This is a genomic window from Lentzea sp. NPDC058450 (assembly GCF_042721395.1).
Taxonomy (GTDB): Bacteria; Actinomycetota; Actinomycetes; order Mycobacteriales; family Pseudonocardiaceae; genus Lentzea.
The window spans coordinates 10,344-33,309 of sequence record NZ_JBHXLO010000041.1; the positions used below are offsets into that span (position 1 = coordinate 10,344).

Here is a 22,966-nt window from a genome sequence, read left to right on the forward strand (position 1 = left end):
TGCGATGCAACTCATCCCGTGTCCGTGGTGCGGCCCGCGCGAGGAAGCCGAGTTCCACTACGGCGGCCAGGCCCACGTCGCGTACCCCGAGGACCCGTCGGCTTTGAGCGACGAGGAATGGGCCCAGTACGTGTTCTTCCGGGAGAACCCGAGCGGCCCGTTCGCCGAGCGCTGGAGCCACAACGCCGGCTGCCGCCGCTGGTTCAACGCCGTCCGCGACACCCGCACCCACGACCTGCTGGCCGTCTACCGCGTGGGCGAGCCGATGCCCGAGGTGACCGCATGACCTTCCGCACCCCGACCGGTGGCTCGATCGACCGGAACACCCTGCTGCGCTTCACGTTCAACGGCGTCGAGTACACCGGGCACCCCGGCGACACGCTCGCGTCCGCCCTGCTGGCTCAGGGGGTGCACTCGCTGGGTAGCAGCGTGAAGCTCGGCCGTCCGCGCGGTGTCGTGGCGGCTGGCTCCGAGGACCCGACCTCGCTGGTCCAGGTCGAGGCGCCGTTCTCCGAACCGATGCTGCTCGCCACGACCGTCGAGCTGTACGACGGCCTGGTGGCGCGCGGGTTGTCGGGCCAGGGCCGGTTGTCCTCCGAACCCGACCCTGCTCGGTACGACGCCAAGCACGAGCACTGCGACGTGCTCGTCGTCGGCGCCGGGCCCGCTGGGCTGGTGGCGGCGTTGACGGCGGCCCGTGCCGGTGCGCGGGTCGTGCTGGTGGACGAGCAGAACCAGGCCGGCGGCGCGTTGCTGGGCGTGGACGAGTACCTGGACGACCGGCCGTCCGCCGAGTGGGTCGCGGACGTCGTGGCCGAGCTGAAGTCGACGCCCGGCGTGCTGGTGCTGGAGCGGACCACGGCGTTCGGCATGTACCAGGACGGGTTCGTGCTGGCGTTGCAGAAGCGGACCGACCACCTGGGGTTCGCGGCGCCCGCTTCGGTGGCCCGGCAACGGGTCTGGCGGATCCGGACGCGGCAGACGGTGCTCGCGACCGGTGCGCACGAACGGCCCGTGGTGTTCGCGGACAACGACCGGCCAGGGATCATGCTGGCCTCGTCGGCGCGGACCTTCCTGCACCGCTACGGGGTGCTGCCGGGGTCGCGGGCGGTGGTGTTCACGACCAACGACTCCGCTTACTGCGCGGCGATCGACCTCGCGGAGTCCGGTGTGGACATCGCGCTGATCGTGGACGCGCGGGCCGAGGCTCCGGCGAGGCTGGCGACGGAGTGCACGGCGCGGGGGATCGAGGTCCGCGCCGGACACGCGGTGGTGGGGACGGAGGGAGACGCGCGGGTGAGCGGTGCCCACGTCGGCGTGCTCGGCGACACCTCCACGCCTGTGGCCACCATCCCTTGCGACACCCTTCTCGTGTCCGGCGGGTGGAATCCGGTGGTCAGCCTGTTCAGCCAGGCCCGAGGCACCCTCCGCTACGACTCCGAACTCGGCGCCTTCGTCCCCGGCGAGACACTGCCCACCGTCCGCGTCGCCGGTTCCGCGACCGGGGAGCTCGACCTCACCGCGTGCACCCGTCAGGGCCGTGACGCCGGTGCCGAAGCAGCCCAGGCCGCCGGCTTCACCTCCGGTGGCCAGGTGCCGCTGCCCGCCTCCGACTCCCGCTGCACCGCCCGCTCCGGCCTGGTGCTGTGGCGCGTTCCCGGCTCCGACGACACCAGCTTCGTGGACCTGCAACGCGACTCGACGGTCGCGGACGTGCTGCGAGCGACCGGCGCCGGCTTGCGGTCGTTGGAGCACATCAAGCGGTACACGACCATCGGCACCGCGCACGACCAGGGCAAGACGTCCGGCATGATCGCCGCCGGCATCGTCGCCGAGGCGCTCGGCGTGGAGCTGGGGGAGCAGCGGCCGACGACGTTCCGGCCGCCGTTCACCTCGGTGTCGTTCGCGGCGCTGGCCGGACGGGACCGCGGCGAGCTGCACGACCCCGTCCGCGTCACCTCGATCCACCCGTGGCACGTCGAGCACGGGGCGCTGTTCGAGAACGTCGGGCAGTGGAAGCGGCCCTGGTACTACCCGCTGCCGGGCGAGGACCTGCACACGGCGGTGCTGCGCGAGTGCAAGGCGACGCGCGAGAGCGTCGGCATGATGGACGGGTCGACGCTCGGCAAGATCGACGTGCAGGGCAAGGACGCCGGGAAGTTCCTGGACATGCTCTACACCAACCTGATGAGCACCCTCAAAGTCGGCAAGATCCGGTACGGCGTCATGTGCGGCGTGGACGGGATGGTGATCGACGACGGCACGGTGATCCGGGTCGGCGAGGAGCGCTACATCGTCACCACGACCACCGGCAACGCCGCGAAGATCCTCGACTGGATGGAGGAGTGGCTGCAGACGGAGTGGCCGCACCTCGACGTGCACTGCACCTCGGTCACCGAGCACTGGGCCACGATCCCGTTGGTGGGGCCCAAGTCCCGTGACGTGCTGGCGGCAGTCGCTCCGGATCTCGACGTCTCCAACGAGGCGTTCGAGTTCATGACCTGGCACGACACGACGGTCGCGGGCGTGCCGGCGCGGGTGTGCCGGATCAGCTTCTCCGGTGAGCTCGCCTACGAGATCAACGTGACCGGCTGGCACGGCCTGACCGTGTGGAAGGCCTTGATGGAGGCCGGTGAACCGTACGGGATCACGCCGTACGGCACCGAGACCATGCACGTGCTGCGGGCCGAGAAGGGCTACCCGATCATCGGCCAGGAGACCGACGCGACGGTCACGCCGCAGGACCTCGGCATGTCGTGGGCGGTGTCGAAGAAGAAGCCGGACTTCATCGGCAAACGGTCGTTCGCCCGCGCCGAGAACAACCGCTCGGACCGCAAGCAACTGGTCGGGCTCCTGCCCGTCGACCCGGCGGTGCTGCTGCCGGAGGGGTCGCAGATCGTCGAGACCGACCGGCTGCCCGAACCGCCGGTGCGGATGCTCGGCCACGTCACGTCGAGCTACCCGAGCGCGGCGCTGGGCCGCACGTTCGCGCTGGCGCTGGTGCGCTCCGGCCACGAACGCATCGGCGAGACCCTGTACGTGCCCGTCGAGGACGCGCTCGTGCCGGTCACCGTCACCGAATCCGTGCTGTACGACAAGGAAGGAGCCCGTCGTGACGGATAGTCCCCTCGCCGCCTGGACCGACCGGCTGGCGGCGCTCACCCCCGCGCTGGACGCCGCCGAGGTGCCGTTCCGCTCGCAGCTCACCGTCCGCGTGTCCGATCCTGACGCCATCGCGGCGATGGGGGACGCGCTGGGCGTGCGTTTTCCTTCTGTCCCGTGCACTTTCACCTCGGGGACCGGCGAGTTCGGTGCCGTCGAGGTGCTCTGGCTCGGCCCGGACGAGTTCCTGGTCACGGCCTCGCCCGACCTGCAGATCGCGATCGAGGAGGTGTTGCGTGGAGCGCTCGAGAACGTCCGGGGGTCCGTTGTGGACACTTCGGCTCAACGCACGACCGTGGTCCTTCAAGGGCCGCGCGCCCGAGACGTGCTGGCTCACGGATGTTCCGTGGACCTGCACCCGGCTTCGGCTCCCCGCGGCACTTGCGTGCAGACGCTGCTCGCACGGACGGGGATCGTCCTGCAGGTGAACGACGACGGCTTCACGATCCTGGTGCGCTCGTCGTTCGCCGAGTACTTCGCCGCGTGGCTGGCCGACGCCGCCACCGAGTACCTGGCGGTGCCGTGATGCCCCAGTTCGTCCTCACCCTGAACTGCCCCGAGCGGGCGGGCATCGTGCACGCCGTGACGTCGTTCCTGGTCGACCACGGCTGCGACATCGTGCAGCACCAGCAGTTCGACGACGACGTGCGCGGGAAGCTGTTCCTGCGCACCGCGTTCTCGTGCGCCGGCACGGACCGCGACTCGCTGGCCGGCGAGTTCGCCGCCGTCGCCACCCAGTTCGAGATGGACTTCGAGTTGCACGACGAACGGCCGCCGCGCGTCCTCGTGATGGTGTCCAAGGCCGGGCACTGCCTGAACGACCTGCTGTTCCGCTGGCGCGCGGGCAGCCTCGGCGGCGAGATCGCGGCCGTCGTCTCGAACCATGAGGACCTGCGCCCGATGGCGGAGGCGGCCGGGCTCGACTTCGTGCACGTGCCGAACACCGCCGACACCAAGCACGCCGCCGAGCAGCGCCTGATCGAGCTGGTCGAGGAGTACCAGGCCGACCTCGTCGTGCTGGCCCGCTACATGCAGGTGCTGTCCAACGACCTGTGCGCGAAGCTGGCCGGCCGCGTGATCAACATCCACCACTCGTTCCTGCCGGGCTTCAAGGGCGCGAAGCCGTACCACCAGGCCTACGACCGGGGCGTGAAGTACGTGGGCGCGACGGCCCACTACGTCACCCCCGACCTCGACGAGGGCCCGATCATCGAGCAGGAGGTGCTGCGGGTCGACCACTCCTACGACCCGCGCGCCCTCACCGCCGCCGGCCGGGACGCGGAGGCGCTCGCGCTGTCCCGGGCCGTGCGGTGGCACTGCGAACACCGCGTGCTGCTCAACGGCAACGGCACGGTGGTGTTCCGCTAGCCGCGGTTGTCCGGGAGTCCGTCGTAGGGCGGCAGTTCGGCGCCGTTGATCGCGCGGTCGATCAGCGCGGTGAACGCCTCCATGTCGGGCTCCGGCGCCGGCTCGGTCTGCGGCAGCAGGCTGTGCACGTGCATGCGGCCGATCTCCTGGTTGGCCTCGACGAACGACCGCATGCGCGCTTCGTAGCCCGCGAACCCCGCCTCGGGGTTCCAGTCCGCGGCGGCCAGTTCGCCGGCGAGCAGGTAGGCGCCGACGAGGGCGAGGCCTGTGCCGCCGCCGGACATCGGGGACGAGCTGGACGCCGCGTCGCCGATCAGCGCGACCCGGCCGTCCGACCAGCTGTCCATCACGACCTGGGCGACCTGGTCGAGGTAGAAGTCCGGGCTGGCGTCGAGGTGCGCGAGGATGCGTTCGGTCTCCCAGCCCATGCCCGCCATCTGCTCGCGCAGCAGGCGCTTCTGGGCGTCGATGTCGCGGAAGTCGACGTCGAAGTCGGCCGCCGGGAACGACATCATGGCCATCGCCTGGGTGGCGTCCTTGAGGGGACGCAGGCCGGCGGTGCGGCCGGAGTCGCGGTCCTGGTAGTCGATCATCCAGCCGTCGATGCCGAACTCGTTGGGCACGCTGAAGAACGCGAGCACCAGGCCGAGGTGGCGGACGTAGTTCTCGCGCGGCCCGAAGACCATCGCGCGCAACGACGAGTGCAGGCCGTCGGCGCCGATGACCAGGTCGAACCGCCGCGTGCCGCCGCTCGCGAACGTCACGTCGACGCCGTCCGCGTCCTGGGTGAGCTCGCTGATCCGGTCGTCGAAGACGTACTCGACGCCGTCGCGCGTGTCGTCGTAGAGGAGCTGGGAGAGGTCGCCGCGCAGGATCTCGATGTCGGCGATGTAGCCGTCGCCGCCGTGGTCCTCGGCGCGGTAGGTCTCCAGCACCGTGCCGTCGGCGTCCACGGTGTGCGCGCCCGCCGTCTCGGTGCGGGCCGCGCGGATCTCCTTCTCCAGGCCCATCAACCGGATGGCGTCCTTGGAGACACCGCGCGCGTCCACCGCCTGACCGCCCGGCCGCAGGCCCGGCGCGCGTTCCACGACGGTCACCTCGGCTCCCCGCCGGTGCAACCAGTGCGCGAGCGCCGGTCCCGCGATGCTCGCCCCCGTCACCAGAACCTTGGTCACCGTTGGCCCCCATTCGTTTCGTTGGTCGGACGGTCCGGAGTGTACGGAGGAATCGGCGGTTAAGCTTTGCGTACCAACAACTGCGCCTGCAGGAAACGTTCGCTTTCGATCGGTTGGCGGACCAAACGCCCGATCTCGGCGAAACCGGCGTCCTGCGCCAAACCCATCAGACCGGACGGGGACCAGCGGTAGGCCGGCGTCACCTTGTGGTCGAACTCCTGCGGTTCGGGGTCGTCGCCCGCGAAGAACCCGATCAGCGCGTGACCGCCCGGCCTGAGCACCCGGTGGAACTCCGCGAAGACCTTCGGCAGGTCGTGCGGCGGAATGTGGATGACGGAGTAGTTCGCCAGGATTCCGCCGACACTGCCGTCCGCCAGGTCCAGCGCGGCCATCGTGCCCACGTCGAACTTCAGGTCCGGGTGTGCGGCGCGGGCGATCGTGATCATCTCGGGGGAGAGGTCGAGTCCGAAGGCGTCCAGGCCGAGGCTCTTCAGGTGCGCGGTTAGGTGGCCGGGGCCGCAGCCGAGGTCCGCGACCGGGTTCTCGGTGAGCTCGGCGAACGCGGCGAGCATCGCGCGGTCGAGCGGGCGGGTGTCGAGCATGTCCGCGAACAGTTCGGCGTACAGGGACGCGACGGAATCGTAGGGGGTCACAAAGCGACCCTATCGCCTCAATTAATCTAATGTGAGTCTATTGCTGTTGCCAGTGTTGTGCTGTTGCAGCGTCGACGCAAACCTATTGTCGTGCTTATAGTTCCGGCGTGATTTCCGTTCTCCGTTATCCGACGTACCGGACGTTGTTCGGTGCGCAGGTCGTCGCGCTCACCGGAACGGGACTGGCGACGGTCGCGCTCGGTCTGCTCGCGTACGACCTCGCCGGTGCGGAGGCGGGCGCGGTGCTCGGCACGGCGCTGGCGATCAAGATGATCGCGTACGTCACGGTCGCGCCGGTGGCCACGGCGCTGCTCGGCGCGCTGCCGCGGCGGGCGGTGCTGGTGGCGCTGGACCTGGTGCGGGCCGGGGTGGCCGTGTCGCTGCCGTGGGTCAGCGAAGTGTGGCAGGTCTACGCGCTGATCTTCCTGCTGCAGGCGGGATCGGCCGCGTTCACGCCGTTGTTCCAGGCGACGATTCCGGACGTGCTGCCGGACGAGCGCTCGTACACCCGCGCGATCACGTTGTCCCGCATGGCCTACGACCTGGAGAGCCTGCTCAGCCCGGCACTCGCCGCGGCCGCCCTGACGGTCGTGGGCTTCCACCAGTTGTTCGTCGGCACGGCACTCGGCTTCGCCGCTTCGGCTCTGCTGGTGCTGTCGGCGGTCGTGCCGAAGCCGCAGGCGTCGCCGCGCACCGGACATCGGTACGACGCGACCACCCGCGGGATTCGGCTCTACCTCGCCGCACCGCAGTTGCGCGGGTTGCTCGCGGTGCACTTCGCGGCCGCGGCGGCCGGGTCGATGGTCTTCGTGAACACCGTGGCGCACGTGCGGGACGGGCTCGGGCGGGACGCGTCCGCCGTCGCGCTCGCGTTGGCCGCCAACGGGGTCGGGTCGCTGGTCGCGGCCTGTGCGTTGCCCCGGTTGCTCGACCGGTTCTCGGATCGTGCGGTCGTGCTGCGTGCGGCTTCGGTGTTGGTCGGAGTGCTGGGGGCGGGTGCGTTTCTGGCCGGGTACTGGCCCGCGTTGCTGGTGTTGTGGGCGTTGATCGGGGCGGGATGTTCGCTCGCCCTCACGCCGGGTGCGCGGCTGCTGCGGCGGTCGGTGTCCGGTCCGGATCGACCGGCGTTGTTCGCCGCGGACTTCGCCTTGTCGCACTCCTGCTGGCTGGTCTGCTACCCGCTGGCCGGCTGGGTCGCGACTTCGGCGGGCATCACCACGGCGTTCGTCGTTCTCGGTGCGTTGACGGCGATCGGCGCAGCGGGCGCATTCGTGCTCTGGCCTCGGACCGAAAAGTTAAATTCGCAGGTCGCGGGTTTTGCGGAATACGGTTTTCGCACCCTGCCTGTGAAGGAGCTCCACTCATGCGAATGCGCAGCAAAATCATCGCTGCCGCGTGCGGATCGGTTCTGACGCTTTCCGTCGTGCACAGCGCGGCGGCCGTGCAACCGGACGCGACCGCTCAGCAGAACGAGGCACATCAGCGTTTCAAAGTCCTGTCGCCCGAGTTGCGCGGTCAGCTCGCCGGGCACTGGTTCGACGCGGCGTCCGGCAAGCTCACCGTCGCCGTGCCGTCCGAGCAGGCGGCCGAGCGCGCACGGTTGGAGGGCGTCAAGGCCGTCGTCGTGCAACGCAGCGCCGCCGACCTCGACCGGCTGCTGGGCGAGGTGCGCACCCAGATCGGTGACGGCGTGCCCGGCGTGTTCAGCTGGGGCATCGATGTGCGCGACAACCAGGTCGACATCACCGTCAACACGACGCGCAAAACCGAGGCCACCGAACGCTTCCTGACGAAGGTGCGCGGCCTGGCGGGCGTGCAGATCGTGGAAACCCGGTCCCAGCAACGGCAACAGGCCGGCACCGTGCAGCCCGGCAGCCCGTGGTGGCCGGGCTCGGAGTCGAACTGCTCGATCGGCTTCCCCGCCACGGACTCGAGCGGCGGCAAGCACTTCCTCACCGCCGGCCACTGCACGAACGACGCGAACCAGGCCGCCTACGGCCAGTCAGGTCAGCAGAACCGGCTCGGCACGTCGAACGTCGGCGGCACCCGCAGCGTCAACGGCCGCGAGGGCGACATGGGCGTCGTGGCCGTGACCGAGGCGAACTGGACCCTGTCCCCGTCCGTCAACACCTGGGGCCAGCCCGCCGTCACCGTCACCGGCTCGGCCGAGGCGATGGTCGGCGACCAGGTCTGCCACTCCGGCAACACCTCGAAGTGGCAGTGCGGCGAGGTCAAGTACACCAACAAGACCGTGGACTACGGCGGCGGCCTGATCATCGAAGGCCTCACCTGGACCACGGCGTGCTCGCTGGGCGGCGACTCCGGCGGCGCGTGGCTCCTCGGCGACAAGGCCGTGGGCCTGCACGACGGCGGCCCGTCGAAGTGCGTGCAGAACCCGACCGACGGCGACATGTCGCTCTTCCAGCCGGTCAACGAGGCCCTGCGTAAGTGGAACCTCACCTTGGTCACCGGCGGCGGCGACACCAGCGCGCCGTCCGTCCCCGCCAACCCGCGCTCGACCGGCACCACCGCGTCCAGCGCGTCCCTGGCCTGGGACGCCTCGACGGACAACGTCGGCGTCACCGGCTACGACGTCTACAACGGCAGCACGCTCGCCACCACGGTCACCGGCACCACCGCCACCGTGTCGTCCCTGAAGGCCGACACCGACTACACCTTCACAATCAAGGCACGCGACGCCGCCGGCAACACCTCGGCCGCGAGCACCGCCGTCACCGCCCGCACCCAGCCGGGCACGGGCGACACCGAGGCCCCGACCGCCCCGAACAACCTCCGCTCCACGGGCGTCACGGCCTCCAGCGTGGCCCTGGCGTGGGACGCCTCGACCGACAACGTGGGCGTCACCGGCTACGAGGTCCTCAACGGCAGCACGGTCGTCGCGAAGGCCACCGGCACCACCGCGACCGTCACCGGCCTGACCGCCGACACCTCGTACACCTTCTCGGTCCGCGCGCTGGATGCCGCCGGCAACCAGTCGAAGCAGTCCGCGGAGGTCACCGCGCGCACGTCCGGCACCACCGGCGGCCGCACGTTCACCAACGACACGGACCACCCGATCCGCGACTTCGCGGTGGCGGTGAGCGCGGTGCGATCCACCGCCACCGGCACCGCTCGCAACCCGCTCACGGTCAAGGTGGACGCCACCCACACCTGCCAGGAGGACCTCAACGTCACCCTGGTCGCGCCGAGCGGCCGCACCTACCCGCTGCTGCGCACTCCCGGCGGGCGCTACGACTGCCACCCGTTCGCGGCGGGCAGGACGTTCACCGTGGTCCCCGGTGCAGGGGAGGCCGCGAGCGGCACCTGGACGCTGCGCATCGGGGACAACGGCCCCGGTGACACGGGCGTCCTGAGCAGCTGGTCGCTCGCGGTCTAGGGAAGAGGGAGGGTGGACCTGGCGGGCTACTGCTCACCAGGTCCACTCGAACCCGTAGGACCCCGGCCCGAACCTCAACGCCACCCCCAGCACCGACCCGCCCTCGTCCACGCGCACCCCGGTGGTCCGCTCACCCTCTGCGTCCTGCTCCACCCTCCGCACACTCCGCGGCGGCACCTCGAACGTCACCTCCAGCACGTACTCGTGCACCGGCCGCCGGAACTTGCGCGAGTAGTTCGTGGCCAGGGGACAAGGCGCGGCGTTCTCCAGCGCGTGCTCGGTGATCACCGTCTGCCCCCTCCGCAACGGCGCCCGGAACAACAGTTCCGCCACCAGCAACCCGTCCGCGGGCCGCGTCACCACCCGCCCCAGCCGGCAGTTGTGCAACGGCGTGATCGAAGGCAACGCCCGGTCGTGCTCGTCGAGGTGCAGGATCACCACCCACCGGTCGGGCCCGTCCTCCTCCGCCCGCAACACCTGCCGCGACACGTACGACCGCTCACCCCGGTCGGCCCCCACGGCGACCCGGTCGTGCTGGCTGATCCGCGTCAGCCGCGAGTCCCACCGCGTGTCGACGCCGCCCACGACGTCCTCGATCACCGACGGCACGGGCCAGAACTCACCGAGCCGGGCCACTCGACGACTCCCGCGCAACGCGGGGGCCAACAACGATGACAGCGCACCGGACTCCAGCCCCAGCACTTCTTCGAGGTGCCCAACGGCCGTGAGGGAGGCACGGCGTTCGGGACGGCTGCGGCCCGTTTGCCAGTAGCTCAAAGTCGCGAGGCTGACCGACACCCCGCGCAGGGCGAGGTGCGAGCGGATCCGTTCCAGGGACAGGCCGCGTGCCACCACGGCCGCGCGCAGGACGTCGGCGAAGTCGGGCATCGGGAGCGACATCGTTGTCTCCTCGGGCAGGGTTCACCCGACGCTATCCCTCTGATGGCGCAACGGAAGCCGGGACTTAAAAGTGAAAACGGACAGCCGCGCGCGAACCGTGCCGACAACCATCCGAACGACCGGATGCCGCTCGCCGAAACGACAGCTACGGTCGCGTGACCCTGCGATCCCTGCGAAGGAGCCCGACAAGTGCGAAGAAGAAGATCCCTCCTCGCCACGGCCATGACGGCGTTGGTGACCGCGGCGCTGGCCGTCCCTGCCACCCCAGTGCTCGCGGCCGGGTGTTCCGGCACCAACGACGGCGACGTCGCGATCGGTGACAACACGACCGTCGAGTCGTCGATCCTCATCGAGGGCTGCGCCTCGGCGCCGTCCGCGACCGCCACCGTGCCGGTGAAGATCGTGCACACCTACATCGGCGACCTCCAGGTCAGCCTCATCGCCCCGGACGGCTCGGCGTACGTCCTGCACAACCGCTCCGGCGGCTCAGCGGACAACATCGACCAGACCTACACGGTCAACCTGTCGAGCGAGACGTCGAACGGCACGTGGAAGCTGCGCGTCAACGACAACGCCAACAACGACGTCGGCCGGATCGACGCCTGGACGCTGAACCTCGGCGGTTCGACGCCCGCGAACGACTTCTCCGTCGCCGTGTCGCCGACCTCCGGCACCGTCGCCGCCGGGTCGTCCGCCTCCACCACCGTGCAGACGCAGACCACGAACGGCCAGGCGCAGTCCGTCGCGCTGACCGCGAGCGGCCTGCCCGCCGGCGCCACCGCGTCGTTCAGCCCGTCGTCCGTCCAGACGGGCTCGAACTCGACGCTCACGATCAGCACCACCGCGTCGATCTCGTCCGGCACCTACCCGATCACGGTCAACGCCGCGGGCAGCGTCACGAGGTCCGCGACCTACACGCTGACGGTCACCGGCGGCACCGGTCCGCAGATCCCGGACATCGACATCGCCGCGGTCAAGGCGCACCTGACCGCGTTCGGCACGATCGCCTCGCAGAACGGCGGCAACCGGCGTTCGACGTCGGCCGGCTACCGCGCCTCGGTGACGTACGTGAAGGACAAGCTCACCGCGGCGGGCTACACCGTCACCGAGCAGCCCTGCACGAGCGGCTGCACCAGCGGCGCCGGTCCGAACGTCATCGCCGAGTGGCCGGGCGGCAACGCGAACAACGTCTACATGTTCGGCGCCCACCTCGACGGCGTGTCCGCGGGCCCCGGCATCAACGACAACGGCTCGGGCTCGGCGGCGCTGCTGGAGACCGCGCTCGTCCTCGCCCGCCTCAACCCGACGATGACCAACAAGGTCCGCTTCGGCTGGTGGACCGACGAGGAGCAGGGCCTCAACGGCTCGCGCTTCTACGTCTCGCAGCTGCCGTCCGCCGAGCGCACGAAGATCAAGACCTACCACAACTTCGACATGGTGGGCTCGACCAACGGCGGCTACTTCATCAACAACATCACGAGCACCCAGTCCACGCACATGAAGGCGTACTGGGACTCGCTCGGGCTGCAGCCGGAGGAGAACACCGAGGGCCGCAACCGGTCCGACGACGCGTCCTTCACCAACGCGGGCATCCCGGCGTCCGGCTACGCGATGGGCGCGAGCGCCCGCAAGACCGCGGCCCAGGCGACGAAGTGGGGCGGTACCTCGGGTGCCGCGTTCGACCCCTGCTACCACGCGTCCTGCGACACCACCGCGAACATCAGCGACACGCACCTCAACCGCGCGGTAGACGGCATCGCCTACACCCTGTGGAAGTCCGCCGTCGGCACGGGAACGCCGACGCAGGACTTCTCCGTGTCGGTGTCGCCGACGTCCGGTTCGGTGGCGGCGGGCTCGTCCGTCTCCGCCGCGGTCGGCACGGCCACGGTGAGCGGCTCCGCGCAGACCGTGCAGCTGTCGGCGTCCGGACTGCCCTCCGGCGCGACGGCCTCGTTCAGCCCGGCGTCCGTCCAAACGGGATCGAGCTCGACGCTGACGATCAGCACCACCGCGGCGACTCCCGCCGGTACCTACCCGGTGACGGTCACCGCGGCCGGCACGGCGAACCGCACCGCCACCTACACCCTGACCGTCACGGGCGGCGGTGGCGGCAGCTGCACCGGGACCAACCCGAACGACGTGTCCATCCCGGACGCGGGTGCCGCGGTCGACAGCGACCTCGTCATCTCGGGCTGCTCCGCCACGCCGTCCACGGCCTCCGTGGTCACGGTGCGGATCGTGCACCCGTACATCGGTGACCTCACGGTCGCGCTCGTCGCACCGGACGGCACGTCGTACACGCTGCACAACCGCACCGGTGGTTCGGCGGACAACATCGACCGCACGTTCACGGTCGACCTGTCGAGCGAGGCCGCGAACGGCACGTGGAAGCTGCGCGTCCGCGACCTCGCGGCGTCCGACGTGGGCACCATCGACACGTGGGGCCTGAACCTGGCCCCGTAGCCGTGCCGACACGTCGATCCGCATGACGAGGGCCCCGGTGCGCCGGGGCCCTCACCCATGTCCGTGGTCATACCCGTGTCGACGCGCCGAATCGTCCGGAGGTTGGCTGCGAGCGCGACCTTCGTGGACTGTTGCAGAACGATGAAGTTCGCTTGTCCGCCGCCGCCGGGTGCGTCCCGCGTTTTCGGCACCTTGAGACCCATCCCACAAAGACTCGCTTTTCCGGGCTGCCCGGGTTTGAAATCGAAATGCGCCGGGGCATCGAACCCGGAACGCTTCTTCGGACCCGAAAGGCTCTTTCCGTGAACGCACCCGTGATGAATGCTGCCTGGACGACGATGACCAAGGCGGAACGCGAGCAGTTCGAAGAGGACGGCTACCTGCTGATTCGCGGCGCTCTTTCTCGCGACGAGGTCGAGTTCTACCGCGGTGCGATCGACCGGCTTTACGAACAGCACCCGCAAGGCGAGCCCATGCATTTGCTGAGCGCGGTGACGCACTGCCCGGATCTGGCCGGTCTGCTCGACCACCCGGCCGTTTTCGGGTACGTCTGGTCGATGCTGGGCTGGAACACCCACGTCTACCACTCGCACATCGACGTGCATCCGCGGGTGAAGGAGGAGAAGCCGTTCTGGTGGCACTGGCACCAGGACGGCGGCCGGCAGAACCGGGAAATCGAGACGGACCCGCGGCCGCGGCTGTCGGTGAAGCTCGCCTACTGGTTCTCCGACGTGTCGCACCCCGGCCGCGGCAACCTCACCATCGTGCCTGGTAGCCACAGGACCAACTGGCTGCCGGGCCCGCCGCGGCGCAACGTCGAGTGGCCCACGCCGGCCGGTGCGATGCAGGTGCTCGTCGAGCCCGGCGACGTCCTCTTCTTCGACCGCCGCATCTGGCACGCGCGCTCCGACAACCACTCGGACGTGACCCGCAAGGTCGCTTTCTTCGGCTACACCCAGCGGTGGATCCACATTCGCGACGAGGTCGAGGACCTGCCCGAGCAGCCGTGGTGGAAGTACACGTCACCGGTGCAGCGACAATTGCTCGGAAACGCCGGAGACGGCAGTGGCGACCACGCCTGGGGGCATTTCCCGGAAACGACTCCGCTGTACGGGGAACTGGCCGGTCGCGGCCTGCTCGACTCCAGCATTCCCGCCCTGATTCCCTGAGCGAGGACGATTCCATTCCCATGTGCGGACTGCTGACCTACATCTGCGCGCGCGGTTCGGCGAAGGACAAGACCACCGCCATCGGACGCGCCCTGGAAACCCTGCACCACCGCGGCCCGGACGACACCGGCCTCACGACGGTCGGCGACGAGGTGGTGATGGGATTCAAACGGTTGTCCATCATCGACGTCGACCACAGCGAGCAACCGCTCGAATACGCGGACGGACGTTATGTCATCACGTTCAACGGCGAGATCTACAACTACGTGGAGCTCAGAGATGAACTGATCGCCGCCGGGCTCACGTTCGCGACGAAAGGGGACACCGAGGTCATCGTCGCCGCCTACCACCACTGGGGGCAGGCGGCGGTCCGGCGGCTGCGCGGCATGTTCGCGTTCGTCATCTGGGACCGCCGGGAGCGGATCGCGTTCGGCGCCCGCGACCCGTTCGGCATCAAGCCGTTGTTCCACCTCGTCAACGACGACGGCGTGTACTTCGCCAGCGAGAAGAAGGCGCTGCTGCCGTTCTGCGCGTGGGGCGACCACACGCTCGACCCGGCGAGCCTGTCGTACTACCTGACGCTGCAGTACGTGCCGGAACCGGCGACGCTGCACCGCGACGTGAAGCGGATCGGCTCGGGGGAGTGCTTCACCTACCGGCCGGAGGACGGGCTCGCGGTCCGCCGCTACTACCGGCCCGAGTTCCGGCCTGCCCCGCAGGACGATCCCGAACGGCTCTACGCCCGGATTCGGGAGGCACTCAGGGAAAGCGTGCGCCTGCACATGCGGTCGGACGTGCCGGTCGGCGCGTTCCTGTCGAGCGGCATCGACTCGACGGCGGTCGTCGCGCTGGCCCGCGAGATCAACCCGGACATCCTCACGTTCACCGCGGCGCTGGAGGTCGAGGGTTACTCGGAGCTGCCGGTGGCCCAGGAGACCGCCCGCGCTCTGGGCGTCACGACGCACCCGGTCGTGGTGGACGCGAAGATGATGATGGACGCGCTGCCCGAGATCATCTGGCACCTCGACGAACCGGTGGCCGATCCCGCCCTCGTGCCGTTGTACTACGTGGCCAAGAAAGCGAGCGAGCACGTCACGGTCGCGTTGTCCGGCGAAGGCTCCGACGAGTTCTTCGCCGGCTACACGATCTACCGGGAACCGTTGTCGCTCAAGGCGGTCAGCGGCCTGCCCGAGGGCGTGCGGCGCGGGCTCAAGGCCGTGTCGAAGGCGATCCCGCACGGCGTCAAGGGCAAGAGCTTCCTCGAGCGCGGCACCACACCGATCGCGGAACGCTACTACGGCAACGCGCGGATGTTCAGCGAGGCGGAGAAGTCCGTCCTCATGCGACAGTACGACCCGTCCGTCAGCTACACCGACGTCACCGGGCCGGTCTACGCGGAGGCGCGCCACCTCGACGACGTCGAGAAGATGCAGTACGTCGACCTCTACACGTGGCTGCGCGGCGACATCCTGGTCAAGGCCGACCGGATGTCGATGGCGAACTCGCTGGAGGTGCGGGTGCCGTTCCTCGACCACGCGGTGTTCGACGTGGCGGCGACGATCCCGCGCGAGCTCAAGCTGCCACCGCGCTCGCAGGACACGAAGTACGCGCTGCGCCGGGCCTTGGAGGGCGTGGTGCCGCCGCACGTCGTGAACCGGGTGAAGCTCGGGTTCCCCACGCCCATCCGGGTGTGGCTGCGTTCCGAGATGTACGAGTGGGCGCACCACCTGCTCGACACCTCACGCGCCGGGCACCTGCTCGACCTGGACCTCGTGCGCGGGTTGCTGAAGGAGCACCGGGAGAACGTCGCGGACCACAGCCGCAAGATCTGGACCGTGCTGGTGTTCTGCCTCTGGTTCGAGATCTTCGTGACGGGGAGCGTGGACCCGCGACCGAGGCGGGCGCCGTCGCAGCTGCTGGCGAAACCCGCGCGGTGAACCGGGTGGGGCTCTTGTCGGGGGAGCCCCACCCGGTTTCTACTTCGTCGCGCCGAGCCCGTTCACCACGGACGTCGTGATCGACCGGGCGTAGGTCTCGGTGCCCGGCTTGATCCACAGCGGGTACGGCTGCTCGCCCGCGATCGTGCGCTCGCCGATGAACTCGCCGGTCGCCGGGTCGATGATCAGCTCGCGCCGCTCGCGCTCGGTCGTGAGGCCCAGTGCGACGCCCTGCTGACCGTCCAAAGTGGTCGCCTGGTCAAGGACCACGATGCCGGGGATCTTCGCGATCGCCCGGTAGAAGTGCGGCCGCAGGTCCGCGGGCATCATGCCGGCGGAGAGGATCTGGACGGCGTAGTTGAACGCCGTGTCCGATCCGCCGCCGCGCATCTGCCGGAACGCCTCGAACGTCGCGTGGATCAGGTCGGGATCGCGCGGCATCTGCGCGTAGAACGCCGGGCTGTCCCAGTCGGTCCTGTCGCCGCACACCTTCGGCGGCTTCGACTTCGGGAAGAAGTTGGCGCACGGGCCGAACCACGTGCCGTCGTCGGTGTCCTGGGCCTGCATCGGCGGGGCCGCCCCACCCGGCAGGTTCGACGCGACGAACTCCGTGCTCAGGACCTTGCGCGACTCCTGCCAGACGTCGTAGTCGTCGTACGGGATCCAGCGGCTGTTGCGCTGCTCGATCCGGTAGGTGTAGCCGGTGCTGCTGTCGGGCCTGGTGTTCGTCGTGCGCTCGGACCACACGTGCTCCTGCCGCAGCAGGTACTGGCCGGGCCTGACCACCTTGTCCACCGCGCCGACGTCGAGTGCGTTCGCCGCGCGGTCCAGCACGGAAGCCACCGTGAGCTCAGGTGTGCGTTCGTTGTGGACCTTCACGCCGATGACCGCCCCGGCCACCAGCACGACCGCGGCCGCGGCGGCGGGCACCTGCCACTTGCGGCGGCGTCTGATCGGCGTCACCCCGTCGAGCTCCGCCATCAGTCGCGCACGGGCACCGGCGAGGTCACCGGGCGCCTCGCGGGCGTCGCGGTGCAGCAGCTCGAATGCCTCGTCGAGCTCTTTCATCGGGGTGCGTCCTCCGTGGAGTTCGTGAGCAGAGACTGCAGGCGGCCGCGCAGCCGGTGCAGGCGCGAGCGGACCGTGCTCGCCGGCACGCCCAGCGCGTCCGCGACCTCGGCCGGTTCGAGCCCGGCCCACGAGGTCAGCAGGAGCACGTCGCGGTCCTGCTCGCCGAGCTTCGCGAGCGCGCCGGCCAGGGTGCGCATGCGGGCGGCGGCGTCCACGCGGTCGGCGACGGCGGTGTCGTGGTTCTCGGTGGCCGGTTCGGCGCCCGCGGCCCGTGAGGTGAGCCGCAGGCCGCGGACCTCCTGGCGCACGTGGTTGCGCAGCAGGTTCGTCGCGATGCCGTAGAGCCAGCTGCGGGCGGTGGCCTGGGCGGGGTCGTACGTCCCGCGTCTTCGCAGCGCGACCAGGAACGTCTCGGCGACGAGGTCGTCCGCGGCGTCCGGACCGGCCCGTCCCGCCAGGTAGGCGCGGATCTGCCCGGCGTAGGTGTCGAACAGCCACGCGAAGACCTCCTTCGGGTCCTGCGCGGCCAGGTCGGGTCGGTGCCCCTGCTCGGCGATGCGGGTCACGATAGGAGTTGTCGTGAGGGGCCGCTCGCGTCCCGTTGATCCGAACGAATGAGACCCAGCTCACAGGGCTGCGGCTGAGTGGTCTCTTGGTTTACGTGCTGACTGGGTCTTCTGAAAGGCCACTTGGTCGCGCGACCATCCTCACCGTGACCACTTCGACCCGCACCATCGCCGAACTCGACGCAGGTCAGACGATTCAGGCCTACGAGGTGATGCGTGAGCTCCGCCCGCACCTCACCGACCCGGACGAGTTCGTCGAGCTCGTCCGCGCCCAACGTCGGGAGGGCTACCGCCTGGTCGTGTCGTACGAGGCGGACCGTGTCGTCTCGTTGGCCGGGTTCCGGCACCTGAACAGCCTGTACGCGGGCTCGCACCTCTACATCGACGACCTCAGCACCCTGCCGGACGCCCGCGGCAAGGGCCACGCCGGCGCCCTGCTGCGCTGGGTCGACGAGGAGGCCCGCCGCCTGGGCTGCGTGGGCGTCCACCTCGACTCCGGCACGCCGCGGCACGACGCGCACCGCCTCTACCTGGCGTCGGGCTTCGTCATCCCCGCGTTCCACTTCGCCAAGAGCCTCTGAAACGGCGTCGCGCCCACCCCGTGCAGCAGGACGCTGCCGAGCACGCACCCGACGGTGATCATCAGGACCACGTCGGCGGCGTTGCCCTCCGGCAGCCGGTTGAACGCCAGGAGCCCGAAGACGATCGTCGTCGTGCCGCGCGGGCCCAAGGCGCCGACGAGCAGCCGCTCGCGGCGTTTCAACCGAGAGCCGGTGAAGGCCAGGAACACCGGGCCGAGCCGGACGACGGTGAGCACGGCCGCGCAGAACAGCACGACCTGCCACGGCACGCCCAGGTAGAACGTCAGCACGGCGGCGATGCCGACCACGAACCACATGGTCATCGTCAGCAGGCCCGTGACGTCCTCCAGCAGGTGCAGGTCGCTGTTCAGCGCGTCCGTGCGCGCCTCGGCCCGTCCGGTGCGAACGCGGCGGGCCTTGAGCAGCCGGTGCACGTACCGGAACGCGATGCCGCAGACGAACGACGCGACGAAGCCGTTGCCGTCGATCGCGACCGTCGCGGTGAAGGTGAGCAGGGGCGCGAGCAGCACCGCGACCCGCGCCGACTGGTCGCTCACCCAGTTCGCCTGGTGCGCGAGGTCCATCAGCCAGCCGAGCAGCGCGCCGATCACGACGCCCGCGACCAGCGCTTTCACCGCGAACGGCAGCACCGTGCCGAGCGCCTCCAGCGGCGTGCGCTCCTGCGTGTCGTCCCCGGCCAGGATCAGCGCGAACAGGAACAACGGCGACACGAGGCCGTCGTTGTAGCCGCCCTCGACGTTCAACGTGCTGCGCACCCGCGCGGACAGGGCACGATCGCGCACGACCCGTTCGGCGGGGGCGAAGTCGATCGGCACCGCGACGCACGCGATCAGCAGCAGCACCGCCCACGACAGGCTCGGGAACAGCAGCCAGCCGAGCAGCGCGGCCAGGGCGATGCTGATCGGCATCGCCACGAGCAGCACGCGCGCCACGAGTCCCGGGTAGGCGCCCCACAGCCGTCCGGCGCGCACCTCCGTGGCGTCCACGAACAGCAGCACCGCGAGGATGATCTCGGCCGCGTGCTGCACCGACTCGGTGTTGAGGCCTTCGGCGATGCCGCTCGGCTCCGCGAGCCCGACCGCGACCCCGGCGAGCACCATGACCAGCGGCGCACCGAGGTACCAGCGGTCCAGCCGGTTGGCCGCGAGCGATCTGACGACCATGGCGAACGCGGCGGCGAGCAACAGCGAGTTCATGGGCCCATCTTGGCGGTTGTGTCCTAAGAGGACATTTTCTGGGGACGGTCCGATCGTCTCGACCCCGACGATTCACCTAAACCGGAACGCCGCGCTGTACGTACACCCAGACATGAGCGGATCTCAGTCCGGTAACGGAAGGACGCCACATGGGCAAACACCGCGATAGCAACGGCAGGGTGAAACTGATCGCCGGCGCCGTCGGGCTCGTGGCCGTGGCGATCACCGCCTCCACGTTCACCGCCAGTCAGGCCGCACCGGAGCAGCGCACCGCTCCCGCGCAGGCCACCGAGACGTTGCGGCAGAAGGCGTCCGTGGCGGGCACCGCCTGGGCGGTGAACCCGACGACGAACGAGGTCCTCGTCACCGCCGACAGCACGGTGACAGGCGCCAAGTGGGACAACCTGGTGTCCACGGTGAAGTCCATGGGCGCCGGGGTGAAGCTGCAACGCACCGAAGGCACGTTCCGGCTGTTCGCCGAGGGTGGCGACGCGATCTTCGCCGGCAACAGCCGCTGCTCGCTGGGGTTCAACGTCGAGACGGACGACGGCCGCCCCGCCATCCTCACCGCAGGGCACTGCACGGCGGCGGGCAGGCAGTTCTCGCTCAACCCCGGCGGCCGTGCGGTCGCCACCGTCGTGCGGTCGACGTTCCCCGGCAACGGCGACTTCGCCCTGCTCACCTACAACGACCGCAACGCTCAGGCGCCGAGCGAGGTCGACACCGGCAACGGCCGCAAGGTGCGGATCCAGCGCGCCGCCGAAGCCCGCGTCGGCACGCAGGTGCAGCGGATGGGCAGCACCACCGGTCTGCGCACCGGCCGGGTCACCGGTCTCAACGCGACGGTGAACTACCCGGAAGGCCGTGTCACCGGCCTGATCCAGACGACCGTGTGCGCCGAGGGCGGTGACAGCGGCGGCCCGATGTTCACCGCCAACGGCAACGCGATCGGCCTCACGTCCGGCGGCAGCGGTGACTGCCGGCGCGGTGGCGTGACGTTCTTCCAACCGGTCACCCGTGCGCTCGCCGCGGTGGGCGCGAGCATCGGCTGAGTTCTTCAGGCCGCGTCCCGTCTGCTCACGGGGCGCAGCCTGATCCGGCGCCGCACGCGAGTGCGACCAGCGCGGTCTGTTGAGCCGGCCGCACTGCGTGCGGTGTCGTGCTCGTCCGTCGCGAGTGGAGTGCGGCCGCCAGGGCCGCGCTCGCTGTGGTGCACGAAAGCCAGCAGCACCAGGCCGATCAGCAGCAGCGAGTGCGAGAACACCCGCGCCGCCGTGGCGGTGCCGCTGACGAGGTCGCTGGCGGAGTAGGGGATCAGCACTGCCACGAACGCCGCCGTGACGGGCAACATGCCCGTGACCGCCCCGGGACGCAGCGCCGTCCACAAGAGACCCAGCCCGAGCGCGAGGTTCCACGCCGTGCTCTCGTTGAAGAGGTGGCTGCTGTCCACACCGGTCGTGTGGCCGCTGTGCGCCGTGCTGACCCCGAGCACCTGCGCGAGGCCGAGCGTGATCTGCGCTACGGCGACCCCGGTCAGCAACCCACGCGGCAGCCAGCCCTTCGGCGTGGCCGGGACGACCGGCGGGGCCGCCTCCATGATCGCCGCGGCGAGGTCCGGGACCTGCGTGGCGGGCCTCACCCTCAGTGTGCGGGTGAGCGCGGCGGCGCTGTCGTGCCACTCCCGGCACGACGCGCAGCTGTCGAGATGCGCGTCCACCTGGTCGGCGGGCACGCTCTCTGGTTCCCCGTCGAGTCTCGCGGACAGGGCTTCGCGGCAGGTGTAGCACTCCACACGGACATTGTCGGTCATTGGCCGTTCACAGTTCCCGGCAATCTTGAACGGTGGGTTACTCTGCCGAATCGTGTCGACTTCGAGGGGTGACGACGAGGCGGTGACGGCGTGCGCGCTGGCCGCCGGTGCCGGTGATCGCGAGGCGTTGGAGCGGTTCATCCGCCTGACGCAGCGCGACGTGTGGCGACTGGTCGCGCACCTCGGCGGCATCGGTGTCGCCGACGACCTCACCCAGGACGTCTACCTGCGCGCGCTGCGGTCGCTGCCGAGCTTCGAGGCCCGCTCGTCAGCCCGGACCTGGCTGCTGTCGATCGCCCGCCGCACCGTCGTGGACCACATCCGCGCCGCCGTGGCCCGCCCGTCGATCGCCTGGTCGGCCGACTTCCAGGTGGCCTCGGACGCCGGCCGGTACGCGGAGCACGCCCGGTCGGCGGGGTTCGAGGACGTGGTGGAGCTGAACGTCCTGCTGGCAGGCCTCGCACCTGAGCGGCGGGAGGCGTTGCTGCTCACCCAGGTGCTCGGCCTGTCGTACGCGGAGGCGGCCGAGGTGGCCGGGTGCCCGATCGGGACCGTGCGGTCGCGGGTGGCGAGGGCACGCGAGGACCTGATCAACGGGCAGGGCCACGAGGACGTCGGCGTGGTCTAGTGGCGTGCCCCGGAACGTCGGCGAGGTAATCCACGCTCAGCAGGGCGCCTCGCGGCACCGCCCCCACGCCCCCGTACAACCAGTACGAGGACCTGGGGGCGGCACCACGACGCACCCGTCTGACCGCGCATTCCCCCGGCAACGTTCCGGGGCACGCCACTAGCGACGCCAGACGGTGCCGCGGCGCTCGTACTCCAGCACGGTCTCGGCGCGTTGGGCCAGTTGGGCGCCCGCGAACCGTTCCACCAGCCACAGCGCCACTTCGAGACCCGACGTGATCCCGCCGCCGGTGATCAGGTCGTCGTCGTCCACCACCCGTGCGTTGATCACCGTCGCGCCCTGGGCCGCCAGGTCTGCCTTGGCGCCCGAGTGCGTGGTCGCGTTGCGGCCCTTGGTGATCTCGGCCGCGGACAGGATCATCGTGCCCGTGCAGATGCCGACCGGGAGCGCCTTCGACTCCTTCAGCCGGCGCAGGAACGCCTGGTCGCTGATGAGCCGGTGCACGCCCGGTCCGGTGCGGTTGGTGTAGCCGCCGCCGGGGACGACCAGGACGTCCGCCGCTGCCGGGTTCCAGGGGTTCGGGACCTTGACCTCCGTGCCGTACGTGCAGGTCACGGTTTTCGGGCGGTCGGGGGAGACGAGGGTGGTCCGGATCGCCCCGCTCATCCGGCCCGCCAGGCCGAGGACCTCGACGGGGGCGATGAAGTCCTGCTCCTCCACCCCGTCGAACATCAGCACCTGGACTCTCAGCGGTGCTGCGGCGGTGGCGGTGGCGGTTCCGGTGAGCCCGAGGGACAGCGCTGAGGCGCGGATGAAGGTTCGGCGTTCCATGGCTCACAGGTCGGGCGGGAAACCCGTTCGGTTCCTGG

20 protein-coding genes are annotated in these 22,966 nt (G+C 70.1%); 12 read left to right on the plus strand and 8 right to left on the minus strand.

Translation table 11 applies throughout. The annotated features are described in order from the left end of the window. Window positions 1-4: 4 nt before the first annotated feature. Genes ACFWNN_RS40300 through purU form a run of 4 tightly spaced genes read left to right on the plus strand, consistent with a single transcriptional unit; the run spans window position 5 to window position 4,530 of the window. Complete coding sequence (locus ACFWNN_RS40300; RefSeq protein ID WP_382445240.1) at window positions 5-286, plus strand: sarcosine oxidase subunit delta; 282 nt, start codon at window positions 5-7, stop codon at window positions 284-286. Further along, complete coding sequence (locus ACFWNN_RS40305) at window positions 283-3,123, plus strand: 2Fe-2S iron-sulfur cluster-binding protein (protein WP_382445241.1); 2,841 nt, start codon at window positions 283-285, stop codon at window positions 3,121-3,123. The genes ACFWNN_RS40300 and ACFWNN_RS40305 overlap by 4 nt, the downstream gene beginning before the upstream one ends. Beyond that, entirely contained in the window at window positions 3,113-3,688 is a 576-nt protein-coding gene (locus tag ACFWNN_RS40310) for a sarcosine oxidase subunit gamma (RefSeq protein ID WP_382445242.1), read from the plus strand. The genes ACFWNN_RS40305 and ACFWNN_RS40310 overlap by 11 nt, the downstream gene beginning before the upstream one ends. After that, window positions 3,688-4,530 carry a formyltetrahydrofolate deformylase gene (gene purU / locus ACFWNN_RS40315; protein WP_382445243.1) on the plus strand — a complete coding sequence of 281 codons (843 nt, stop codon included), beginning with the start codon at window positions 3,688-3,690 and terminating at the stop codon, window positions 4,528-4,530. Before ACFWNN_RS40310 ends, purU begins: the two co-directional genes overlap by 1 nt. On the opposite strand, the gene ACFWNN_RS40320 is transcribed toward purU, so the two are convergent. Together ACFWNN_RS40320 and ACFWNN_RS40325 are read right to left on the minus strand one after the other, a co-directional pair. Beyond that, window positions 4,527-5,705, minus strand: coding sequence for an FAD-dependent monooxygenase (locus ACFWNN_RS40320; protein ID WP_382445244.1), 1,179 nt, complete (start codon window positions 5,703-5,705; stop codon window positions 4,527-4,529). The two genes, purU and ACFWNN_RS40320, sit on opposite strands and share 4 nt — an antisense overlap. A 59-nt stretch (window positions 5,706-5,764) precedes the next feature. Continuing rightward, window positions 5,765-6,307 carry a class I SAM-dependent methyltransferase gene (locus ACFWNN_RS40325; protein WP_382445303.1) on the minus strand — a complete coding sequence of 181 codons (543 nt, stop codon included), beginning with the start codon at window positions 6,305-6,307 and terminating at the stop codon, window positions 5,765-5,767. Between the two features lie 158 nt (window positions 6,308-6,465). Between ACFWNN_RS40325 and ACFWNN_RS40330 the strand changes: the two genes are divergently transcribed. Continuing rightward, window positions 6,466-7,770, plus strand: coding sequence for an MFS transporter (locus ACFWNN_RS40330; protein WP_382445245.1), 1,305 nt, complete (start codon window positions 6,466-6,468; stop codon window positions 7,768-7,770). After that, on the plus strand, window positions 7,728-9,755 hold the full coding sequence (locus ACFWNN_RS40335; protein ID WP_382445246.1) for a fibronectin type III domain-containing protein: 2,028 nt from the start codon (window positions 7,728-7,730) through the stop codon (window positions 9,753-9,755). The genes ACFWNN_RS40330 and ACFWNN_RS40335 overlap by 43 nt, the downstream gene beginning before the upstream one ends. A 33-nt stretch (window positions 9,756-9,788) precedes the next feature. On the opposite strand, the gene ACFWNN_RS40340 is transcribed toward ACFWNN_RS40335, so the two are convergent. Beyond that, the gene (locus ACFWNN_RS40340) at window positions 9,789-10,655 is read right to left on the minus strand and encodes an XRE family transcriptional regulator (protein ID WP_382445247.1); all 867 of its coding nucleotides are present in this window, start codon (window positions 10,653-10,655) and stop codon (window positions 9,789-9,791) included. A gap of 189 nt (window positions 10,656-10,844) precedes the next feature. Here ACFWNN_RS40340 and ACFWNN_RS40345 point away from each other — a divergent pair, with 189 nt between their 5' ends. From ACFWNN_RS40345 to asnB, 3 genes are all read left to right on the plus strand, one after another. Beyond that, window positions 10,845-13,118, plus strand: coding sequence for a M28 family peptidase (locus tag ACFWNN_RS40345; RefSeq protein WP_382445248.1), 2,274 nt, complete (start codon window positions 10,845-10,847; stop codon window positions 13,116-13,118). Between the two features lie 131 nt (window positions 13,119-13,249). Next, window positions 13,250-14,287, plus strand: a complete 1,038-nt coding sequence (locus tag ACFWNN_RS40350; protein ID WP_382445249.1) for a phytanoyl-CoA dioxygenase family protein — start codon at window positions 13,250-13,252, stop codon at window positions 14,285-14,287. A 20-nt stretch (window positions 14,288-14,307) separates the two neighbouring features. Continuing rightward, window positions 14,308-16,224: an asparagine synthase (glutamine-hydrolyzing) gene (gene asnB / locus ACFWNN_RS40355; RefSeq protein ID WP_382445250.1), complete on the plus strand. Its 1,917-nt coding sequence runs from the start codon at window positions 14,308-14,310 to the stop codon at window positions 16,222-16,224. 39 nt (window positions 16,225-16,263) lie between these two features. Here asnB and ACFWNN_RS40360 read toward each other — a convergent pair whose 3' ends face one another. Next, window positions 16,264-17,292: a CU044_5270 family protein gene (locus ACFWNN_RS40360; protein WP_382445251.1), complete on the minus strand. Its 1,029-nt coding sequence runs from the start codon at window positions 17,290-17,292 to the stop codon at window positions 16,264-16,266. After that, window positions 17,289-17,861: an RNA polymerase sigma factor gene (locus ACFWNN_RS40365; RefSeq protein WP_382445252.1), complete on the minus strand. Its 573-nt coding sequence runs from the start codon at window positions 17,859-17,861 to the stop codon at window positions 17,289-17,291. The genes ACFWNN_RS40360 and ACFWNN_RS40365 overlap by 4 nt, the downstream gene beginning before the upstream one ends. Before the next feature lie 146 nt (window positions 17,862-18,007). Here ACFWNN_RS40365 and ACFWNN_RS40370 point away from each other — a divergent pair, with 146 nt between their 5' ends. Further along, a complete protein-coding gene (locus tag ACFWNN_RS40370; protein WP_382445253.1) occupies window positions 18,008-18,442 on the plus strand; it encodes a GNAT family N-acetyltransferase in 435 nt (144 codons plus the stop codon). Here the strand turns inward: ACFWNN_RS40370 and ACFWNN_RS40375 are convergent. Then, window positions 18,388-19,659 (minus strand): cation:proton antiporter, encoded by a 1,272-nt coding sequence (locus ACFWNN_RS40375; protein ID WP_382445254.1) that lies wholly within the window; start codon window positions 19,657-19,659, stop codon window positions 18,388-18,390. The genes ACFWNN_RS40370 and ACFWNN_RS40375 overlap by 55 nt on opposite strands. A gap of 179 nt (window positions 19,660-19,838) precedes the next feature. Between ACFWNN_RS40375 and ACFWNN_RS40380 the strand changes: the two genes are divergently transcribed. Next, on the plus strand, window positions 19,839-20,711 hold the full coding sequence (locus ACFWNN_RS40380) for a S1 family peptidase (RefSeq protein WP_382445255.1): 873 nt from the start codon (window positions 19,839-19,841) through the stop codon (window positions 20,709-20,711). A 5-nt stretch (window positions 20,712-20,716) separates the two neighbouring features. Here ACFWNN_RS40380 and ACFWNN_RS40385 read toward each other — a convergent pair whose 3' ends face one another. Continuing rightward, window positions 20,717-21,469 (minus strand): zf-HC2 domain-containing protein, encoded by a 753-nt coding sequence (locus ACFWNN_RS40385; RefSeq protein WP_382445256.1) that lies wholly within the window; start codon window positions 21,467-21,469, stop codon window positions 20,717-20,719. A gap of 52 nt (window positions 21,470-21,521) precedes the next feature. Between ACFWNN_RS40385 and ACFWNN_RS40390 the strand changes: the two genes are divergently transcribed. Continuing rightward, complete coding sequence (locus tag ACFWNN_RS40390; protein WP_382445257.1) at window positions 21,522-22,097, plus strand: sigma-70 family RNA polymerase sigma factor; 576 nt, start codon at window positions 21,522-21,524, stop codon at window positions 22,095-22,097. Window positions 22,098-22,256: 159 nt separating this feature from the next. Here ACFWNN_RS40390 and ACFWNN_RS40395 read toward each other — a convergent pair whose 3' ends face one another. After that, on the minus strand, window positions 22,257-22,928 hold the full coding sequence (locus ACFWNN_RS40395; protein WP_382445258.1) for a DJ-1/PfpI family protein: 672 nt from the start codon (window positions 22,926-22,928) through the stop codon (window positions 22,257-22,259). Window positions 22,929-22,966: the final 38 nt, after the last annotated feature.